Annotated in this window: 16 protein-coding genes and 1 pseudogene; 6 read left to right on the forward strand and 11 right to left on the reverse strand. The window is 46.4% G+C overall.

The window, feature by feature from the left end; all coding sequences use genetic code 11:
• Window positions 1–259, forward strand: a pseudogene (locus AACV78_RS08690) (aminotransferase class I/II-fold pyridoxal phosphate-dependent enzyme); the annotation flags it as partial.
• 222 nt (window positions 260–481) lie between these two features.
• Window positions 482–1,075 (forward strand): precorrin-6Y C5,15-methyltransferase subunit CbiT, encoded by a 594-nt coding sequence (cbiT, locus tag AACV78_RS08695; RefSeq protein ID WP_194012222.1) that lies wholly within the window; start codon window positions 482–484, stop codon window positions 1,073–1,075.
• A gap of 220 nt (window positions 1,076–1,295) precedes the next feature.
• On the opposite strand, the gene AACV78_RS08700 is transcribed toward cbiT, so the two are convergent.
• Window positions 1,296–1,529: a hypothetical protein gene (locus AACV78_RS08700; RefSeq protein WP_194012223.1), complete on the reverse strand. Its 234-nt coding sequence runs from the start codon at window positions 1,527–1,529 to the stop codon at window positions 1,296–1,298.
• 71 nt (window positions 1,530–1,600) lie between these two features.
• Here AACV78_RS08700 and AACV78_RS08705 point away from each other — a divergent pair, with 71 nt between their 5' ends.
• Both AACV78_RS08705 and AACV78_RS08710 read left to right on the forward strand, forming a co-directional pair.
• The gene (locus AACV78_RS08705) at window positions 1,601–2,518 is read left to right on the forward strand and encodes a phosphatidate cytidylyltransferase (RefSeq protein WP_194012224.1); all 918 of its coding nucleotides are present in this window, start codon (window positions 1,601–1,603) and stop codon (window positions 2,516–2,518) included.
• 7 nt (window positions 2,519–2,525) lie between these two features.
• Window positions 2,526–2,768 (forward strand): hypothetical protein, encoded by a 243-nt coding sequence (locus tag AACV78_RS08710; protein ID WP_194012225.1) that lies wholly within the window; start codon window positions 2,526–2,528, stop codon window positions 2,766–2,768.
• 46 nt (window positions 2,769–2,814) lie between these two features.
• Here AACV78_RS08710 and AACV78_RS08715 read toward each other — a convergent pair whose 3' ends face one another.
• The gene (locus AACV78_RS08715) at window positions 2,815–3,606 is read right to left on the reverse strand and encodes an LmeA family phospholipid-binding protein (protein WP_194012226.1); all 792 of its coding nucleotides are present in this window, start codon (window positions 3,604–3,606) and stop codon (window positions 2,815–2,817) included.
• Between the two features lie 430 nt (window positions 3,607–4,036).
• On the opposite strand from AACV78_RS08715, the gene AACV78_RS08720 reads away from it, so the two are divergent.
• Both AACV78_RS08720 and AACV78_RS08725 read left to right on the forward strand, forming a co-directional pair.
• Window positions 4,037–4,831, forward strand: coding sequence for a pseudouridine synthase (locus AACV78_RS08720; RefSeq protein ID WP_194012237.1), 795 nt, complete (start codon window positions 4,037–4,039; stop codon window positions 4,829–4,831).
• On the forward strand, window positions 4,828–5,709 hold the full coding sequence (locus AACV78_RS08725; RefSeq protein ID WP_194012227.1) for a helix-turn-helix domain-containing protein: 882 nt from the start codon (window positions 4,828–4,830) through the stop codon (window positions 5,707–5,709). Before AACV78_RS08720 ends, AACV78_RS08725 begins: the two co-directional genes overlap by 4 nt.
• A 337-nt stretch (window positions 5,710–6,046) precedes the next feature.
• On the opposite strand, the gene malQ is transcribed toward AACV78_RS08725, so the two are convergent.
• From malQ to AACV78_RS08765, 9 genes are all read right to left on the reverse strand, one after another.
• Window positions 6,047–7,555, reverse strand: a complete 1,509-nt coding sequence (gene malQ, locus AACV78_RS08730) for a 4-alpha-glucanotransferase (RefSeq protein WP_194012228.1) — start codon at window positions 7,553–7,555, stop codon at window positions 6,047–6,049.
• 894 nt (window positions 7,556–8,449) lie between these two features.
• On the reverse strand, window positions 8,450–8,575 hold the full coding sequence (locus AACV78_RS08735) for a photosystem II protein Y (protein ID WP_194012229.1): 126 nt from the start codon (window positions 8,573–8,575) through the stop codon (window positions 8,450–8,452).
• A gap of 203 nt (window positions 8,576–8,778) precedes the next feature.
• Window positions 8,779–9,537: a MinD/ParA family ATP-binding protein gene (locus AACV78_RS08740; RefSeq protein WP_194012230.1), complete on the reverse strand. Its 759-nt coding sequence runs from the start codon at window positions 9,535–9,537 to the stop codon at window positions 8,779–8,781.
• Between the two features lie 833 nt (window positions 9,538–10,370).
• A complete protein-coding gene (locus tag AACV78_RS08745) occupies window positions 10,371–10,493 on the reverse strand; it encodes a hypothetical protein (protein WP_255513027.1) in 123 nt (40 codons plus the stop codon).
• Window positions 10,494–10,618: 125 nt separating this feature from the next.
• The gene (locus tag AACV78_RS08750) at window positions 10,619–10,996 is read right to left on the reverse strand and encodes a hypothetical protein (protein ID WP_339383536.1); all 378 of its coding nucleotides are present in this window, start codon (window positions 10,994–10,996) and stop codon (window positions 10,619–10,621) included.
• A gap of 620 nt (window positions 10,997–11,616) precedes the next feature.
• Complete coding sequence (locus tag AACV78_RS08755; protein ID WP_194012232.1) at window positions 11,617–12,069, reverse strand: SitI3 family protein; 453 nt, start codon at window positions 12,067–12,069, stop codon at window positions 11,617–11,619.
• A 23-nt stretch (window positions 12,070–12,092) separates the two neighbouring features.
• Entirely contained in the window at window positions 12,093–12,374 is a 282-nt protein-coding gene (locus tag AACV78_RS28695) for a CdiA C-terminal domain-containing protein (RefSeq protein ID WP_368666976.1), read from the reverse strand.
• Window positions 12,375–13,010: 636 nt separating this feature from the next.
• On the reverse strand, window positions 13,011–13,457 hold the full coding sequence (locus AACV78_RS08760; RefSeq protein WP_194012234.1) for a SitI3 family protein: 447 nt from the start codon (window positions 13,455–13,457) through the stop codon (window positions 13,011–13,013).
• 23 nt (window positions 13,458–13,480) lie between these two features.
• A partial coding sequence (locus AACV78_RS08765; protein ID WP_228042661.1) for a CdiA C-terminal domain-containing protein occupies window positions 13,481–14,690 on the reverse strand: 1,210 nt, incomplete at its 5' end.

Raw genomic sequence — 14,690 nt, forward strand, 5'->3', positions numbered from 1 at the left:
CCTCTCCCCCTCTCCCCCTCTCCTCTCCCCCCGCGAGGCATTCTTTTTCCCAGTCGAAACAGTACCCGCAGACAAAGCAGTCGATCGCCTGTGCGCCGAACTCATCTGTCCCTATCCCCCAGGAATACCAGTTTTGATGCCCGGTGAAATCATTACCCCAGCAGCCGTTGACTACCTGCAGCAAATCCTTGCAGCAGGCGGAAAAATCACAGGTTGCAGCGATAGAGACCTCCAAACCCTCAAAGTTGTGCGAGAGTGAATATTAACGGTTGGGGGATAGTGGGAAATGAGGGATAGTAGGAAATGGGAAAAATCTTCCCTCGGACCTCGGACTTCTTCCCTCGGACCTCGGACCTCTTCCTGATGACGTTGTACCGAAAGCTCGGAGGCGACAGCAAAACATGACTGATGACTGATGACTAATGACTAATGACTGATGACTGATGACTGATGACTTCTTCCTTCTATTTAAAATCAAACTATGCTTTGGCCCTACGTCACTCCAGGTATTCCCGATGACTTATTTGAACGTTTGCCGGGAATTCCCATGAGTAAGCGAGAAGTCCGACTGCTGTTACTCTCCTACCTGCGACTGCAAGCAGATTCAGTAGTGTGGGACATTGGTGCAGGTACTGGTACAATTGCTGTAGAAACAGGTTTGCTTTGTCCCAAAGGTCGGATTATCGCTGTCGAAAGGGACGAAGAAGTAGCCAGCTTAATTCGCAGAAATTGCGATCGATTCGAGCTCGACAACGTAGAAGTCATAGAAGGCAGTGCCCCGGAATGCCTCGAAAATCTGCCCCAACCCCCCCACCGAGTCTGCATCGAAGGAGGTCGCCCCATTAAAATGATTCTCAAGGAAGTCTGGCGGTACTTGCAGCCCCGCGGTCGAGTTGTCGCCACAGCATCGAATTTAGAAAATCTTTACGCCCTTTCCGAAAGCTTCGCCGAGTTGCAAGTCCGCAACATCGAGGTAGTCCAGTCCGCCGTCAACCGTTTGGAAACTCGCGGCCTGAGTCAAACCTTTGCCGCTGTCAATCCCATTTTCATTCTCAGTGGCGAAAAGCTGGATTAGAAGTCAGTTGACTGTGGACTGTGGACTGTGGACTGTTGACTGTGGACTGTGGACTGTTGACTGTTGACTGTTAACTGTTGACCTGGTTCCTCGGCAGAGCCTGGAATACATACCCAATGCCCAATGCCCCATTCCCCATTCCCGATGCCCCATTCCCGATGCCCCATTCCCATTCCTAAATGTAATTCTTAACCTTTTTTAAGTTCGCTTAACGTTCATACTAAGAATAAGGGCGACCATAGTTGGATTGACCGCCAGAGTTGAGATTTTGGAAGATTGATTGGGGATGGGGGTTGCCCGTGCAAGGGAGGAAGCCGTACCTTAACAATTCTTGCATCGCAGCATTTTTGCATTTTTGCATCGAATCACAGCCCAAAGACGGATACCGGGGCACGTACAATCGTCGCTCACCTAAATTTGGACTGTGGTTCAATGTCCCAGATTTATCTGCCATTGTAAATCTCAAATCTCAAATCTCAAATCCAAAATCGACCGATTTACCATCTGCTATGAGAAATTCATTTTATGCCTTGGTCCCGTATTTTTAGTGGAATAGTTGCGATCGCCCTAGCTTTGGGAATGATTATTATGGGGGGATGGTACTTCACCCTCGGTTTTGGAGTCATCGTCTACCTCGGTCAATTGGAATATTTTCAGTTAGCCAGGGCTAAAGGCATTGCACCTGCTGCCAAAACTACCTTAGCTGTCAGTCAAGGCCTGCTAATTACTGCGGCCCTGGCCCCCCAACTCGTAGACGCGATGTTTCCCCTCGCCGGAACCTTAATCTGTTTTTACCTGTTATTCCAACCTAAATTATCTACGATCGCCGATATTGCTACCTCAATTTTAGGATTGTTCTACGGCGGTTATTTACCTAGCTACTGGGTACGGCTGCGAGTCGGTTTCGACCAGGCAAATATTGCTACAACCCAATTTTCGCAAACAGTAGCCAGCAATGCGCCCGTTAACATTCACCCGTCCCTGTCTTGGACAAGTCACAGCAACCTATCTTTAGGATTGACTTCGCTGATGCTGGCTTTTTTCTGCATCTGGGCCGCTGACATTGGGGCTTATTTTGTCGGCAAATTCTTCGGCCGCACTAGCCTCTCCCACATCAGCCCCAAAAAAACCGTTGAAGGTGCTGTATTTGGTGTTTGCGGCAGCATCGCCGTGGCCGTCGCCGGGTCTTGGTATTTACAATGGCCTGGGTGGCCCTATACTGGGGCTGTTTTTGGTTTGTTGATTGGTGTTGCTAGTTTGTTGGGAGATTTAACTGAGTCGATGATGAAGCGAGACGCGGGGGTTAAGGATTCGGGACAATTGATCCCCGGTCACGGCGGCATTCTCGATCGCACTGACAGTTATGTTTTTACCGCGCCCTTAGTCTACTATTTTGTGATTTTGCTCTTACCCGCGATCGACTCTTTTTTAATTAATCGGTAATTGGGAATTGGCCCGCGCAGGGAATTGGGAATTGGCCCGCGCAGGGAATTGGGGATTGGGAATTGGCCCGCGCAGGGAATTGGGAATTGGCCCGCGCAGGGAATTGGGAATTGGCCCGCGCAGGGCATTGGCCCGCGCAGGGCATTGGCCCGCGCAGGGCATTGGGGATTGGGGATTGGGGTATGTATTCCAGGCTCTGCCGAGGAATCAGGTTAAAGTCAACAGTCAACAGTCAACAGTCAACAGTTAACAGTCAACAGTTAACAGTTAACAGTTAACAGTTAACAATCAACTAACTAAGGCAAAACTCTAATTCCACCCCGACAAACCATCTCCCCCGGACTCAAAATCAACTCATCAATTGCAACTTCCTGTCCGAAATCAATTTTAAAATCATTGAAATCACTACTCTTTAATTCTCCATCGATTTCTATTTCTGGTGCTTCAAACATCAATTCGCTACCGCTGACAATCCGCAAACCAGTCCGCAATACCAAAGGAATTTTGCTACCGCCAGCGCGCAAAATTGTCGCCGAAAGTGTCAACTTCCCCGCCTCAATTTTTATCTGAGAATCTTGCAATTTCAGAGATTTTTCGCTATCTGTCAGCGGTAACATTGGCAGCAAAAATTCGCTCAAAGCATCAGCCAGTAAAGGTGCTTTGAGCGACGAATTCAAATCGGTTTGAGCGAGCCTCAAAACGCCCGTGACGGGAACGGATTCGAGCAGGCGCAGGGGCTTGCCTTTGAGAGCTTGACCGAGGTTGATGCGAATGCCACAGCCCTCTATAGCAACTTCTGTCAGATGTAATCCTTTATACACAGCACCGCTGGCGGCCGCCGTTACTTTGGGGATCGCACCGCTGAAGATTTGTCGATCGCTCCCCTCAATTTTCACCTTCAACTCGTCAACGTGCTGAACTTGCGATCGCAGCCACAACTGCACCGCCGGAGACAGCACCGAACTCGCGATCCGGCTGCCTCTACCAGGCGGTGATGTTCCTTGTCGCTCGGCGAGATTAGCAGTCCCATCAGAGCTAGCAGCGCCAGATTGATTGTCAAATTGAAGTGAGTTGCGATCGACAGTCATAAACCATTAAAAAATATAAGCCTTAATATTCAAGCACAGAACTTTAACTGGGACTCGCATCCAGCCTCACAAACCCAGTTTGTGCGATCCCAAGGCAAATTTGGCGATCGAGCGTATAAATTTAACCGGATGTACGGGATTTATGGTAGTGTTGATTATGGTCTAGTCAGACCCACACCTCTCAAATTAACAGCAAACTAACGGCGGGGCGATAGCTTGCCACGAGTCTTTCCCTCGTAGTTTTTGCAAAAAAAGATTCAGGGTTATCTTATCGGGACAATCTACACCGGGCGCAACGCCATGTAAGGATTGCCCACCATAAAAATTTATTCCGACTAGGAATTCAACATTGGTAGTAAGGTTAAATCCATTAACCCTATTGTATTTCATCCCCCAACGCTCCTGTGTTGGCGGTTCCCACACTCCCGTCATGTCTGATGAAAGGCTGCAAAAAATTCTCGCCCAGTGGGGCATTGCCTCTCGCCGTCTGGCAGAACAGATGATTGTCGCTGGACGAGTCCGAGTTAATGGCAATATTGCTGGCTTAGGACAAAAAGCAAATCCCGATCGCGATTTGATTGAAGTCGATGGAGTGCCGGTAAAACCAACGGATCGACCCGCTTGTGTCTATCTGTTGCTCAACAAACCAGCAGGCGTAGTTTCTACTTGCCGCGATCCCAGAGCCCGATCGAAAGTTCTCGACTTATTACCACCAAAATTGCGCTATGGTCAAGGCATCCACCCCGTAGGACGCTTAGATGCAGATTCCACAGGCGCTCTCTTGCTCACCAATAATGGTAAGCTGACATTTTGTTTGACCCATCCGCGTCACTCGATCGCCAAAACTTATCAGGTTTGGGTACGGGGCGATCCCCCGGAAACCGTACTGCAAGCGTGGCGTCAGGGCATCATTCTGTCCGGTAGAAAGACTTTGCCCGCAAAAGTGAGAATTCTCGATCGCGCCGGAGACCAAACTCTGTTAGAAATCATTCTATCAGAAGGGAGAAACCGACAGATTCGACGTATTGCCGAGCAGTTGGGATATCCCGTGGTACGCCTGCACCGCACAGCCATTGGCCCGATTCTATTGCAGCAGCCAGGTTCGCCAATATTGCCACCGGGCTGCTACCGCCCCCTAGAAGATGCAGAAATTATTTTTTTATGGAATCTAGTCAACCTAACATCAATAAGCGTGCCAGCAAATCTCGAGGAGCACAGCATATGACAAAGAATTTATTGTTTTTATTCTTCAAAACAACTAAGCAGAAACTGCACCCCCAAGAGCCCGAACCACCTCAAAATAAGCTAGCGGAAATAGGAGCTCAACTCCGGCAGTGCCGCGAACAGCATTCGATTTCTTTGGACAAAGTAGCCGTGGTAACAATGATTCGCCGGAATCTCCTGCAAGCCATCGAGGAAGGTCAACTCGACCAACTCCCCGAACCGGTCTACACTCAAGGTTTGATCAAGCGCTACGCCGAAGCAATGGGTTTGGACGCCAATCAGTTTGCGGACTTTTTCCCGATTGAACCGCCAGCGCGATCGAGCACCAAGCTATCCTGGCAAGATGGGCCTCAATTGCGCCCGATGCACCTCTACATCTTTTACACATTTCTAATTATCTGTTCAGTCAACGGCTTATCTCACTTGATGGGCAATTCTACGACAGGCAAAAAAGATGCCACAGCCGAAGAACTAGCCCTCGGGAAGCAAGAACAAGCTCGTTTAGCAGCCTCAGCATCGAGCGCCTCAAAAAAACAGAAACCCAATAGTTATGAGGCTGTCGAAGCAGCAAGAACCGGTCAAAATCCCAATAAATCTAGCAACAAACCAGTGATGGTTAGCCTCACTTTTAAGGCAGATTCCTGGATGCAGATTGAAGTCGATGGCAAAACAGAATTTGAGGGAATTTTGCCGACCGGGACTGTACAAACCTGGGAAGCCGATCGCAAATTGGTAATTGTAGCTGGTAACGCCGGCGGGGTAATGATTGCTGTTAATAACGGACAACCAGAACTAATCGGAAACCCCGGAGTCGCCAAACAACTTATTTTTAAAGCAGACGAACTCAAGCCTTCAGCCGATTCCAAAAATCAAGGTTAATCGGAAAAAGGCAATCGGAAATAGTTAATAACTAGCCGTCGATAAGTTTTAGTGACATCTCCTTCTTTATTGACTCCTATCATCCGCGATCGATTAACCGCACTCGCTCTTAATTAGGTTCGTAGTGCGTCCTAGCTTCCGTAACTTGAAAGCGGAAGCTAGGACGCACTACGAACCATTTTTGTTAGGGGTAATATCGTTTCCGATAGCATCGGAATAGTAAATTCAGGCGTTAACGGTTAACCGTTAACCGTTAACATCATGTATGAGTGCAACCGGAATTGATATAATTGACCGGACACTAGCAGATTGCCAATTACCAATTACCCATTTTTCTTCAATTTTTATTAGGAGTGCGCCCGGTGATGTAAGTCATGTTTTTTAGCCGATCGCGCACCTCCCAATTCAAAGCTTCGCGCCGATACCGCCAGCCCCAATTTCCGTCTGCTTTCCCCGGAAAATTCATCCGCGCGTCAGTAGCCAAACCCAACAAATCTTGAAACGGCACAACTGCCAAATTAGCAACAGAAGTCCAACCCATGCGAATTAAAGACCAGTGAATTCCTTGGGGATCGATACAGCCCAAATAACGAAAAACCTCATCTTTTTCGTACTGTTGGAGTTGATTGAACCAGCCGACAGTCGTGTCGTTGTCGTGGGTGCCGGTGTACACTACGCAGTTGCGATCGTAATTAAAAGGCCAAAAAGGATCTTCAGTGCCCGCGCCGAAAGCAAACTGCAAAATCTTCATACCCGGAAACTCGAACCGATCGCGCAAAGCCTCTACTTCAGGAGTAATTACCCCCAAATCTTCAGCAATAATCGGCAAGTTCCCAAACTTTTCATTAATTACCTCAAACAAAGCCGTTCCCGGCGCCTTAATCCACTCTCCCTCCATCGCAGTATCCTGCCCGCGCTTCACCGCCCAGTAAGCGTCAAATCCTCGGAAGTGGTCGATCCTGCTCACATCTACATAATCGAAAAGCGCTTCAAAACGCTGCACCCACCACTCAAAATTATTTGCTTGCAGCGCCTCCCAATTGTAGACCGGATTGCCCCACAATTGACCTGTGGCGCTAAAGTAATCCGGGGGAACACCCGCCATTAAAGCTGGTTCTCCGCTTGCTTCATCCAAACAGAATAAGTTGGGATTCGACCACACATCCGCGCTGTCGTGAGCTACATAAATCGGAATGTCGCCAATAATTTTAATGTCGCGCAGGTTCGCATAGCGTTTCAACTCTGTCCACTGGCGGAAAAACTCGAACTGGACGTATTTGTAGTAATAAATCTCAGTATTTAGCTGAGAGCGCCACTTGTCTAGCGCCTCCGGTTTGCGTCGAGCAATTTCTGGTTCCCAAGTGTGCCAGCTAGCTCCGTTGAAGCTGTCTTTTAGTGCCATAAATAAGGCATAATCTTCCAGCCAAAACGCTTTGGTTTGGCAAAAACCCGAAAATTCTTTTTGCTGCACCGACGATGCTTTCGCTTTGAAGTTTTCGCAGGCTTTTTTGAGCAGAGGTATTTTGTGCGCGATCGCCCGATCGAATTCTACATTATCCAGCCCAAATTCCGGCAAACTATCTAAATCTTCATCGGACAGCAATTGCTCATCCCGCAGAATTTCCGGGCTCAGCATCATCGGATTTCCTGCCATTGCTGAATAGCACGAATAAGGAGAATTGCCGTAACCAGTAGGGCCCAGCGGCAATATCTGCCAGTATTGCTGGTCGCTTTCCACTAAAAAGTCAATAAACTTATATGCTTCTATGCCCATGTCCCCAATGCCGAATCGGCTGGGAAAGGATGTTGGGTGGAGTAAAATGCCGCTCGATCGGGGAAAAAGCATAATCTATCCTTAGATATAGGAGTTAAACGTTGACAATTTGACAGATATTCCCTATTGGTTAAACTTCGCAGTTTTTAGGGCGATTTTCAGCGCAAATACTTTGGCGATTGTCTCATATTTTTTGCCGGAACGTACTTGCTAAATATTTGTATGGCCATCTCATCACAACTGCTGAGTACAGCCGAAAACATCAAGCTCTTCACTTACGCCTTGGCCCCCATAGACCAATTCCAAACAACCTCTAAAGAGCAGGCTCTATGCGCCCGCTCCACAAGAATTATGGGATTCGTCTAATATAGACAATTGGTTTCTCTGATCCGGTAGCGCTTGCTACTAACTATTTGAGCACTTACGCACGGGTGCGTCGAAACAGGGTTTTTTCTATGCGCCTCATTCGCACTCACCCACAGAACGAGTAAAAAAACCCGGCTTCTAGGTGTGTGGGTGCGTCCGGGACTGTATTTTTGTCCGATCGCACCCGGTTTCTGCACAAGTCCTGAATATAACTGTTGTTTGACCTGCACAGACTCTCTCTAGAGTCGTAAATTGCCCTTCAGGTCAAAAATCAAACTAATTCCCAAACATGAGGCAACTGCCTTACCCCTGCTCCAAACCACGATCGCAATCCAGTAAGTCATATCATGTCCAGTAGATTACCATCACAAAAAGAGTTCGCGCGTGTGTCAGTCAGAGTCCGCTGTTATGCAGACTCTGACTGACGCACGCGCGATCCAATCTGAGATATGTCAATCTACCGGACACGATATCCTTCGCCAATCGCCCGCAGCCAATCGCATCAGCCATCGCTCTTGTTAAGCCAAGGCACAAAGAGACCGACTGTTTTTGTATCTCAAGAAACAGTCGGCTGCGAAATTACGGGTGAAAATGCTGAGTTTAAGTTTGCTTGTTCAAAAATTTCTGCGCTTGTTTGAGAGCTATAGCGCCGACGTTGTAAGCAGCCCAGCCGCCTGCCAACAAGACGGGCATCAATACTATTAGTATGCGCCAATCAAATTCCATGAGTGTTCCTCCTCAAGTTTTTTAACAAAATTCTCATAATCTATTTGTATCTCATTTTGTCGCCATTCTCCTTACTCTTCAAGCAAATATTGTCCCGCGTGAAAGTTTCTCCCCGGCACTCGCCGGCGCAATCGGGGACATCGTTTCGCAAGCATGGAACTCGAAACTATGGCATCCGGGCCGATCGACCCTCGCCACACCAATTATCCTACAATCTGTTTGGCAATCCCTTCCACCACCTGTGTCAAAGGGTCATTAGGGAATTGGAGCGCAAACACCCCCTTACTCGCTAGCAGCATCATCTGGTCGCTGTGGGGCAGCACCCCTGCAACTGGGATGTTGTAAATACTCTCTACTTGCTGCTTCAAATCCTCAAAATCCAGAGATTCTGGGGCTTTGTTGATAGTCATCAAAATCTTTGGTACTTCTAATTTCCGAGCCACATCTACCGTAACAGCCGTTCCCTGAAAATCTTGCTGATCCGGACGCAGAATCAGCAGCAAAATGTCGGAAATGGTGATGCTGAGCAGGGTTTCTTCGTTGAGCCCGGGGTGCGTGTCGATAAATAGGTAGTCTAAATTCAGAACGTCTATCAGTTCTTGAAAGCCGTCGGTAAGCAGTCCTACGTCGTAGCCTTCGCGCAAAACTCGCGCTATTTCCCCTGCTTTAATGCTCGAAGGAATCAGGAAGAGGTTGCCGTTCTTGGCTAAATTTGGTATCAACTCACTGACATTGTAGGCCGTTTCGGCGATCGGACATCGGCCCCACAGGTAATCGTTCAGGGAGCGATCCATGTTGCTCTCGCTGAAACCGAACAGTACGTGAATCCCCGGCGATTGAATATCTGTGTCTACAATACCGACCCGATTTCCGTCGCGAGCGATAATAGATGCCAGGTTTGCAGTCGTGTTTGATTTGCCAGTGCCGCCCCGGTAAGAGTGAACAGAGATGATTTTGGACATGATACGCCTATTACAAAGATGGAACAATTATCTATTTAAGTCTAGTCATTTATTGACTTTGAAACTCTTTATTATCCTAGATTTTTATACAGACAGGTTGATGATTTATATCCTGTATAGAACCCATTTGAATTCTAACAAGAGGGTGCAAGCCTTTTAAGCATCAGTAGAATCAAACAAAGCTTGAGCTTGACAGTCGCGTTATCTAAAGTTCTCTCAACATTTTTGACTCAAATTTTACATCTTTCCACCCAAGCATTTGACCGTTCTCTTCCCCACCTTGCTCTCACCCGTACAAAGCCGGATTTTTCCTCTACTTATTTGTCTTGTTTAGATGTTTTTTTCGAGAGAGCAAACTTGATTGTTGTCATAACTTGTGGAGCCATTTTTTTAAAATCTTCTGTGAGATGTTCTGGCTGATAGCCAGGGTAAGCGTAGTATCGTAATCTGAGGAATGTTCGCAGGTTTAAACTTGAAATAATCGATGTTTTTACTCAACATCTCAATCAAACCAGAATCATCATTAAGACATGGTTGCTGGATTGTGCTTTTATAGTGAAGTTACCACAAGCCCGTAAAAGATGTCAAATAGACTCTATATGAAAGTGCGATCGCCCGTAAAGTCGAGATCCCGCAGAGTTGTTTCCATAATTATTATCGTGTCGATCGCACTTTCACAGGACTGCGTATCGATCGCCCCTCAGAGCATATTACACAAAAATCAGAGCATAGGAGCGATCGCCCGTAAAGTCGAGATCCCGCAGAGTTGTTGCCATAATTATTATCGTGTCGATCGCACTTTCACAGAACTGCGTATCGCCCCTCAGAGCATATTACACAAAAATTAGAGCATAAGAGCGATCGTCCGTAAAGTTGATCGCCCGCAGAATTGTTGCCATAATTATTATCGTGTCGATCGCACTTTCACAGGACTGCTGAGCGCCCCCAGCAGGCATATTACACAAAGATTAGAGCATAAGAGCGATCGCCCGATAGACGGCGTGCATGAAAGGAAAGTGCGATCGCCCGCAGAGTAGATCGTCTGCAGAGGTTAATCTTGTAATTAAGTTTTTTGCCAACGTCAAATTGCTTCTAAAACTGCAAGATTCCAACTGCGGTCATCGGGAGCAACCACAACTACTTTAAAACCATATTTTTTGCCTTCCAATTTAACTCCTTCAGAATCATCCACATGCAGGTCAATACCAAACGCACGTGGATTTTTACTGGGTACTGAATCGCCCGGATGGCGACGCAGATATGTATTATGGATATTTTGATTGATGACCTCTGTTACCTTAATGCCATAGCAAAGCAGCCACAAACGTATATAACAAGGAGAACGGTAAGAAGTTGTATAAATCGATATTTCATGACCGCACTGTTGCAATTCCTGGATTAATTCGCGCGTCCCTAGTCGCAATGGTTCGTTAATCCAAGGTTTGAAAAAAAACGGCACTCGATTTTGTTCGCACGGGACGTACCTCCGATCGCAAATTAGAGTGTCATCAAGGTCAAATGAAATCCGCATATTTTTACACAGTATTGCACAGGCGCTCCCGTAATTAAAAACAGTCGTGAAGCGAAGCTATCCCGAAGGGAATCGCCCGCAACTCAAAAACACTTGATCGATCGTTCGTCAGACAAAAGTTCGATCGCCCGATCGCCCGAAATATAAAAATTACCTAAAAACGGGCGATCGACTCAAAGGAAGTTGTACCCGGTGTGCGATCGCCCTGAAAGGTCAAACTATCGACAATTATTCGATCGCACAAAACTACTCGCTTGTAAAGTCGATCGACTCAAAGCAAATTGTAGCCGGTGTACGATCGCCCTTCCTTGTGAAACTATCGATAATAATTGGATTGCACAAAATTGCTCTCCTGCAAAGTTGATCGACTGAAAGGAAATTGTATCCTGTGTGCGATCGCCCGAGGGGTATAAAACTATCAACAATCATTCGATCGCACAAAAGACTCGCTTGTAAAGTCTATCGACTCAAAGGAAGTTGTGCCCGGTGTACGATCGCCCGAGTCAGGTCAAACTATGGACAATGATTCTCGCGCACAAAACTGCACATTACGAAGATGGAAGATTGCGGATTTCATAGGGCAGTGTCACTTCAGGAAGTAATTCTGTAATCCAAGGGTTAAATGCGTCATTTAGTAACAGATTTCCTCCCAGCCTCTGAAGCACTATACTTTCACCGTTGAATAGCAGCACTGCATCTTCAGATATCTGGCGCAGCAACTCAACGGTTACTTGGATCATAATCCGATCGGCTTTTTCACGATCTGCGTTCGAATTAATTCGAAACCAAATACATATATCCGGGACAAATCCAAATTCTTCCTCAATAAGAGATTGACGAACATCGAGCGCATGATCGGCCCCTACTAACATTCCTGAACCAAATAAACAATGTCCATAAGGTTCAGAAGCCCACTCTAACTCAAATCCTTTAGATACCATATCTAAAGCTTGGAATGGTTCTAGTATAGTTGCTATATAGAACAGATAATCTATAGCCATTTTTTTTTCTACGCTCTATGCTTTTATGGGAAAAAATGGAGGATTATTCCACCTCTTACAACAATTATCTCTTGGAGCTTTGGTGAGGGATATCGATTAAGTTGCGCCTGTATATGTGCAAGTGACGCTTGAGTATCATCAAGATTAAGTACAAACCTGTCGGCTTGCTCCTGAAAATTTTTTTCTTTCAATCTTGAGATCATCTTAGCCGGAGTTGAAGTAGTTGGCGCGTAGCAATCAAACACTCTGCCTTCGATTTTGTAGTCCGGATTTCTTGAACCACTAACTATCGGATTTTGCTCCACATTGTAGCAGGCTTTAGTAGGGTTGTGCAATCGCGGTCTAAGGCTTGTACCTGCTCGGTCGGACCCAGACGGGTTTCCCCTGTCGGCGCGTTTACCATGATTTCGATCTCCTCCCTGTCTTGCGGCTCGCTAGTTGGGGATTTTTAGGTGCTTGACCTTTCTTTGCCCCTATATCGGCTTTTAGGTCGATCGTCCCCTAACTTCTATCTTAGGAAGGGTTTTGCGATCGGGCGTCGAACTTTAGGTGAATTTTAGATCCCCATCGAAAATTGAGGAGTTCGAGCGAGTGTTGAGTCCGCAATTGTATTAAAAATCACTCAATTTTTGATTTATATGGGAATCGAAGCGTCATACAAAAGTTCGATATCCCGCTCCCGGGAAACAGAAAATCACTTAAAAACGGGCTCTCGACTCAAAGGAAGTTCTACCCGCTTGTTCGAAATCCCGTTTGTTTAATCAGCCCTCACGCCCGTCATACGAAAGTTCGAAATCCCGTTTGTTTAATCAGCCCTCACGCCCGAACCAGAAAATCAGCTAAAAACGGGTTCTCGACTCAAAGGAAGTTGTACCCGGTGTGCGAGCTCCCGAGTCAGGTCAAACTATCGACAATCAGAGACAGCGAACATTCATTGCACATTACAAAGATGGAAGATTGCAGATTTCATAGGGCAGTGTCACTTCAGGAAGTAAATCTGTAATCCAAGGGTTAAAGGCATCATTTAGTAACAGCTTTCCTCCCAGCCTCTGAAGCACTGTACTGTCACCGTTGAGCAGCACTGCATCTTCTGAACTCTGGCGCAGCAATTCTATGGTTACTCGGATCGTAATCCGATCGGCTTTTTCAAAATCTGCATCCCAATTGAGTCTGAACCAAATAGTTATATTCGGTACAAATCCAAACTCTTCTTCAATAATAGATTTAAATTCTATCCCATGATTCGATCCTACTAACATTCCTGAACCAAATAAACAGGGCCCATTAGGTTCATCAACCCACTCTAATTCAAATCCTTGAGACACCATCTGTAAAGCCTGTAACGGTTCGATGATAGTTGCCAAATACAACTGATACTCTGCCGACATTTTATCTCCTACAATCTATGGTTTTATGGGAAAAAATCGAGTATGGTTCCACCTCTTACAATAATTATCTCTTCGATCTCTGTTTGGGGATATTGCGTAAGATTCGCCTGTATATCTGCAAGTGAAACTTGAGTATCATCCAGATTAAGTATAAACCTGTCAGATTGACCGCTTACAACTTTTTGTTTCAATGTTGCTATAATCCTACTGGGGCTTGAGGTAGTTGGCGCGTAGCAGTCAAAAATTCTGGCTTCGATTTTGTAATCCGGATTTCTTGAACCACTAACTATCGAATTTTGCTCCACATTGTAGCCCGCTTTAGATAATATCTCAGCAGATTCATTTTCTCGCGCTATCCCTCGGATGTTCTCTGCAGTAGATTTTGCTGGTGTTTTTGTTTTCGAGCCACTACGCTGTCTGTTGGGATCTGGCTTTAGAGAAGGTGTCGTTCTGTCTGGGTTTGGAACAGAAGGAGAACCATCGCTGTTCCCAGAAGTCATCTGAAGGACTTGACCTACAAGACTGAGAATATCTCTGGCACTAGCTGCCGTCATATTGCCAGCCGCTATCAATGCTGCTGCCTGTGCGGGCGCTGCTATTAAAGCACTGCCACCACTACCTCCAATAGTCAGTCCGATTAACAAAATTCCTAGTATTCCTGCTAGAAAATTTAATCCGTTGGCAACGGCTCTTCCAACCTGAAAACTCAGATTATTCCGGTAATATGCCTCAATTTCAGCATGGGATTTTGCCCCTGGTGGGTACAATAGGTCAGCTACATCCTTAAGGATACCGACACCATTTATGAGAGCGTGGTAAATGAATCCTTTGAGAAAATCTATGACAGCCTGTTTTCCCCGTGCCATTACTCTACGAAATTCGCGAAGAAATTTCTGCATTTTGTCCTGATTTGGTGAACCACCACCACCAGAACCACCAGACGGATTATTAGCTAAATCATCATTCCCACTCCCGCCTGAAAGCCAATCAGAACCACTACTACCAAAAACCTCTTTAAACTGAGGCTCTTTAATCTGAATAAAAGTCGGTGCCCAAATATCATCACTCGGCTTCGGAAGCTTCACCAAATCCACAGGCACATCCCCCTTCGGAGCCTTATTCAACCGCGGCGCATCCCCAAATGAAGGCACATCATTAACCTGCGGAGTGGTTTTCTTCGGGTCAAATCCTCCCCTTTTTGACTCAGACTCACTCGGCAAATACTTGCCATCT

This window comes from Tychonema sp. LEGE 07196, assembly GCF_963890365.1.
In the GTDB taxonomy this organism is placed as follows: domain Bacteria; phylum Cyanobacteriota; class Cyanobacteriia; order Cyanobacteriales; family Microcoleaceae; genus Microcoleus.

Coding starts and splice junctions, on each gene's coding strand:
- cbiT (WP_194012222.1), top strand. CDS start 482: ATGCTTTGGCCCTACGTCACTCCAGGTATTCCCGATGACTTATTTGAA.
- AACV78_RS08700 (WP_194012223.1), bottom strand. CDS start 1,529: ATGGCAGATAAATCTGGGACATTGAACCACAGTCCAAATTTAGGTGAG.
- AACV78_RS08705 (WP_194012224.1), top strand. CDS start 1,601: ATGCCTTGGTCCCGTATTTTTAGTGGAATAGTTGCGATCGCCCTAGCT.
- AACV78_RS08715 (WP_194012226.1), bottom strand. CDS start 3,606: ATGACTGTCGATCGCAACTCACTTCAATTTGACAATCAATCTGGCGCT.
- AACV78_RS08720 (WP_194012237.1), top strand. CDS start 4,037: ATGTCTGATGAAAGGCTGCAAAAAATTCTCGCCCAGTGGGGCATTGCC.
- AACV78_RS08725 (WP_194012227.1), top strand. CDS start 4,828: ATGACAAAGAATTTATTGTTTTTATTCTTCAAAACAACTAAGCAGAAA.
- malQ (WP_194012228.1), bottom strand. CDS start 7,555: ATGCTTTTTCCCCGATCGAGCGGCATTTTACTCCACCCAACATCCTTT.
- AACV78_RS08735 (WP_194012229.1), bottom strand. CDS start 8,575: ATGGAATTTGATTGGCGCATACTAATAGTATTGATGCCCGTCTTGTTG.
- AACV78_RS08740 (WP_194012230.1), bottom strand. CDS start 9,537: ATGTCCAAAATCATCTCTGTTCACTCTTACCGGGGCGGCACTGGCAAA.
- AACV78_RS08745 (WP_255513027.1), bottom strand. CDS start 10,493: ATGCCTGCTGGGGGCGCTCAGCAGTCCTGTGAAAGTGCGATCGACACG.
- AACV78_RS08755 (WP_194012232.1), bottom strand. CDS start 12,069: ATGGCTATAGATTATCTGTTCTATATAGCAACTATACTAGAACCATTC.
- AACV78_RS08760 (WP_194012234.1), bottom strand. CDS start 13,457: ATGTCGGCAGAGTATCAGTTGTATTTGGCAACTATCATCGAACCGTTA.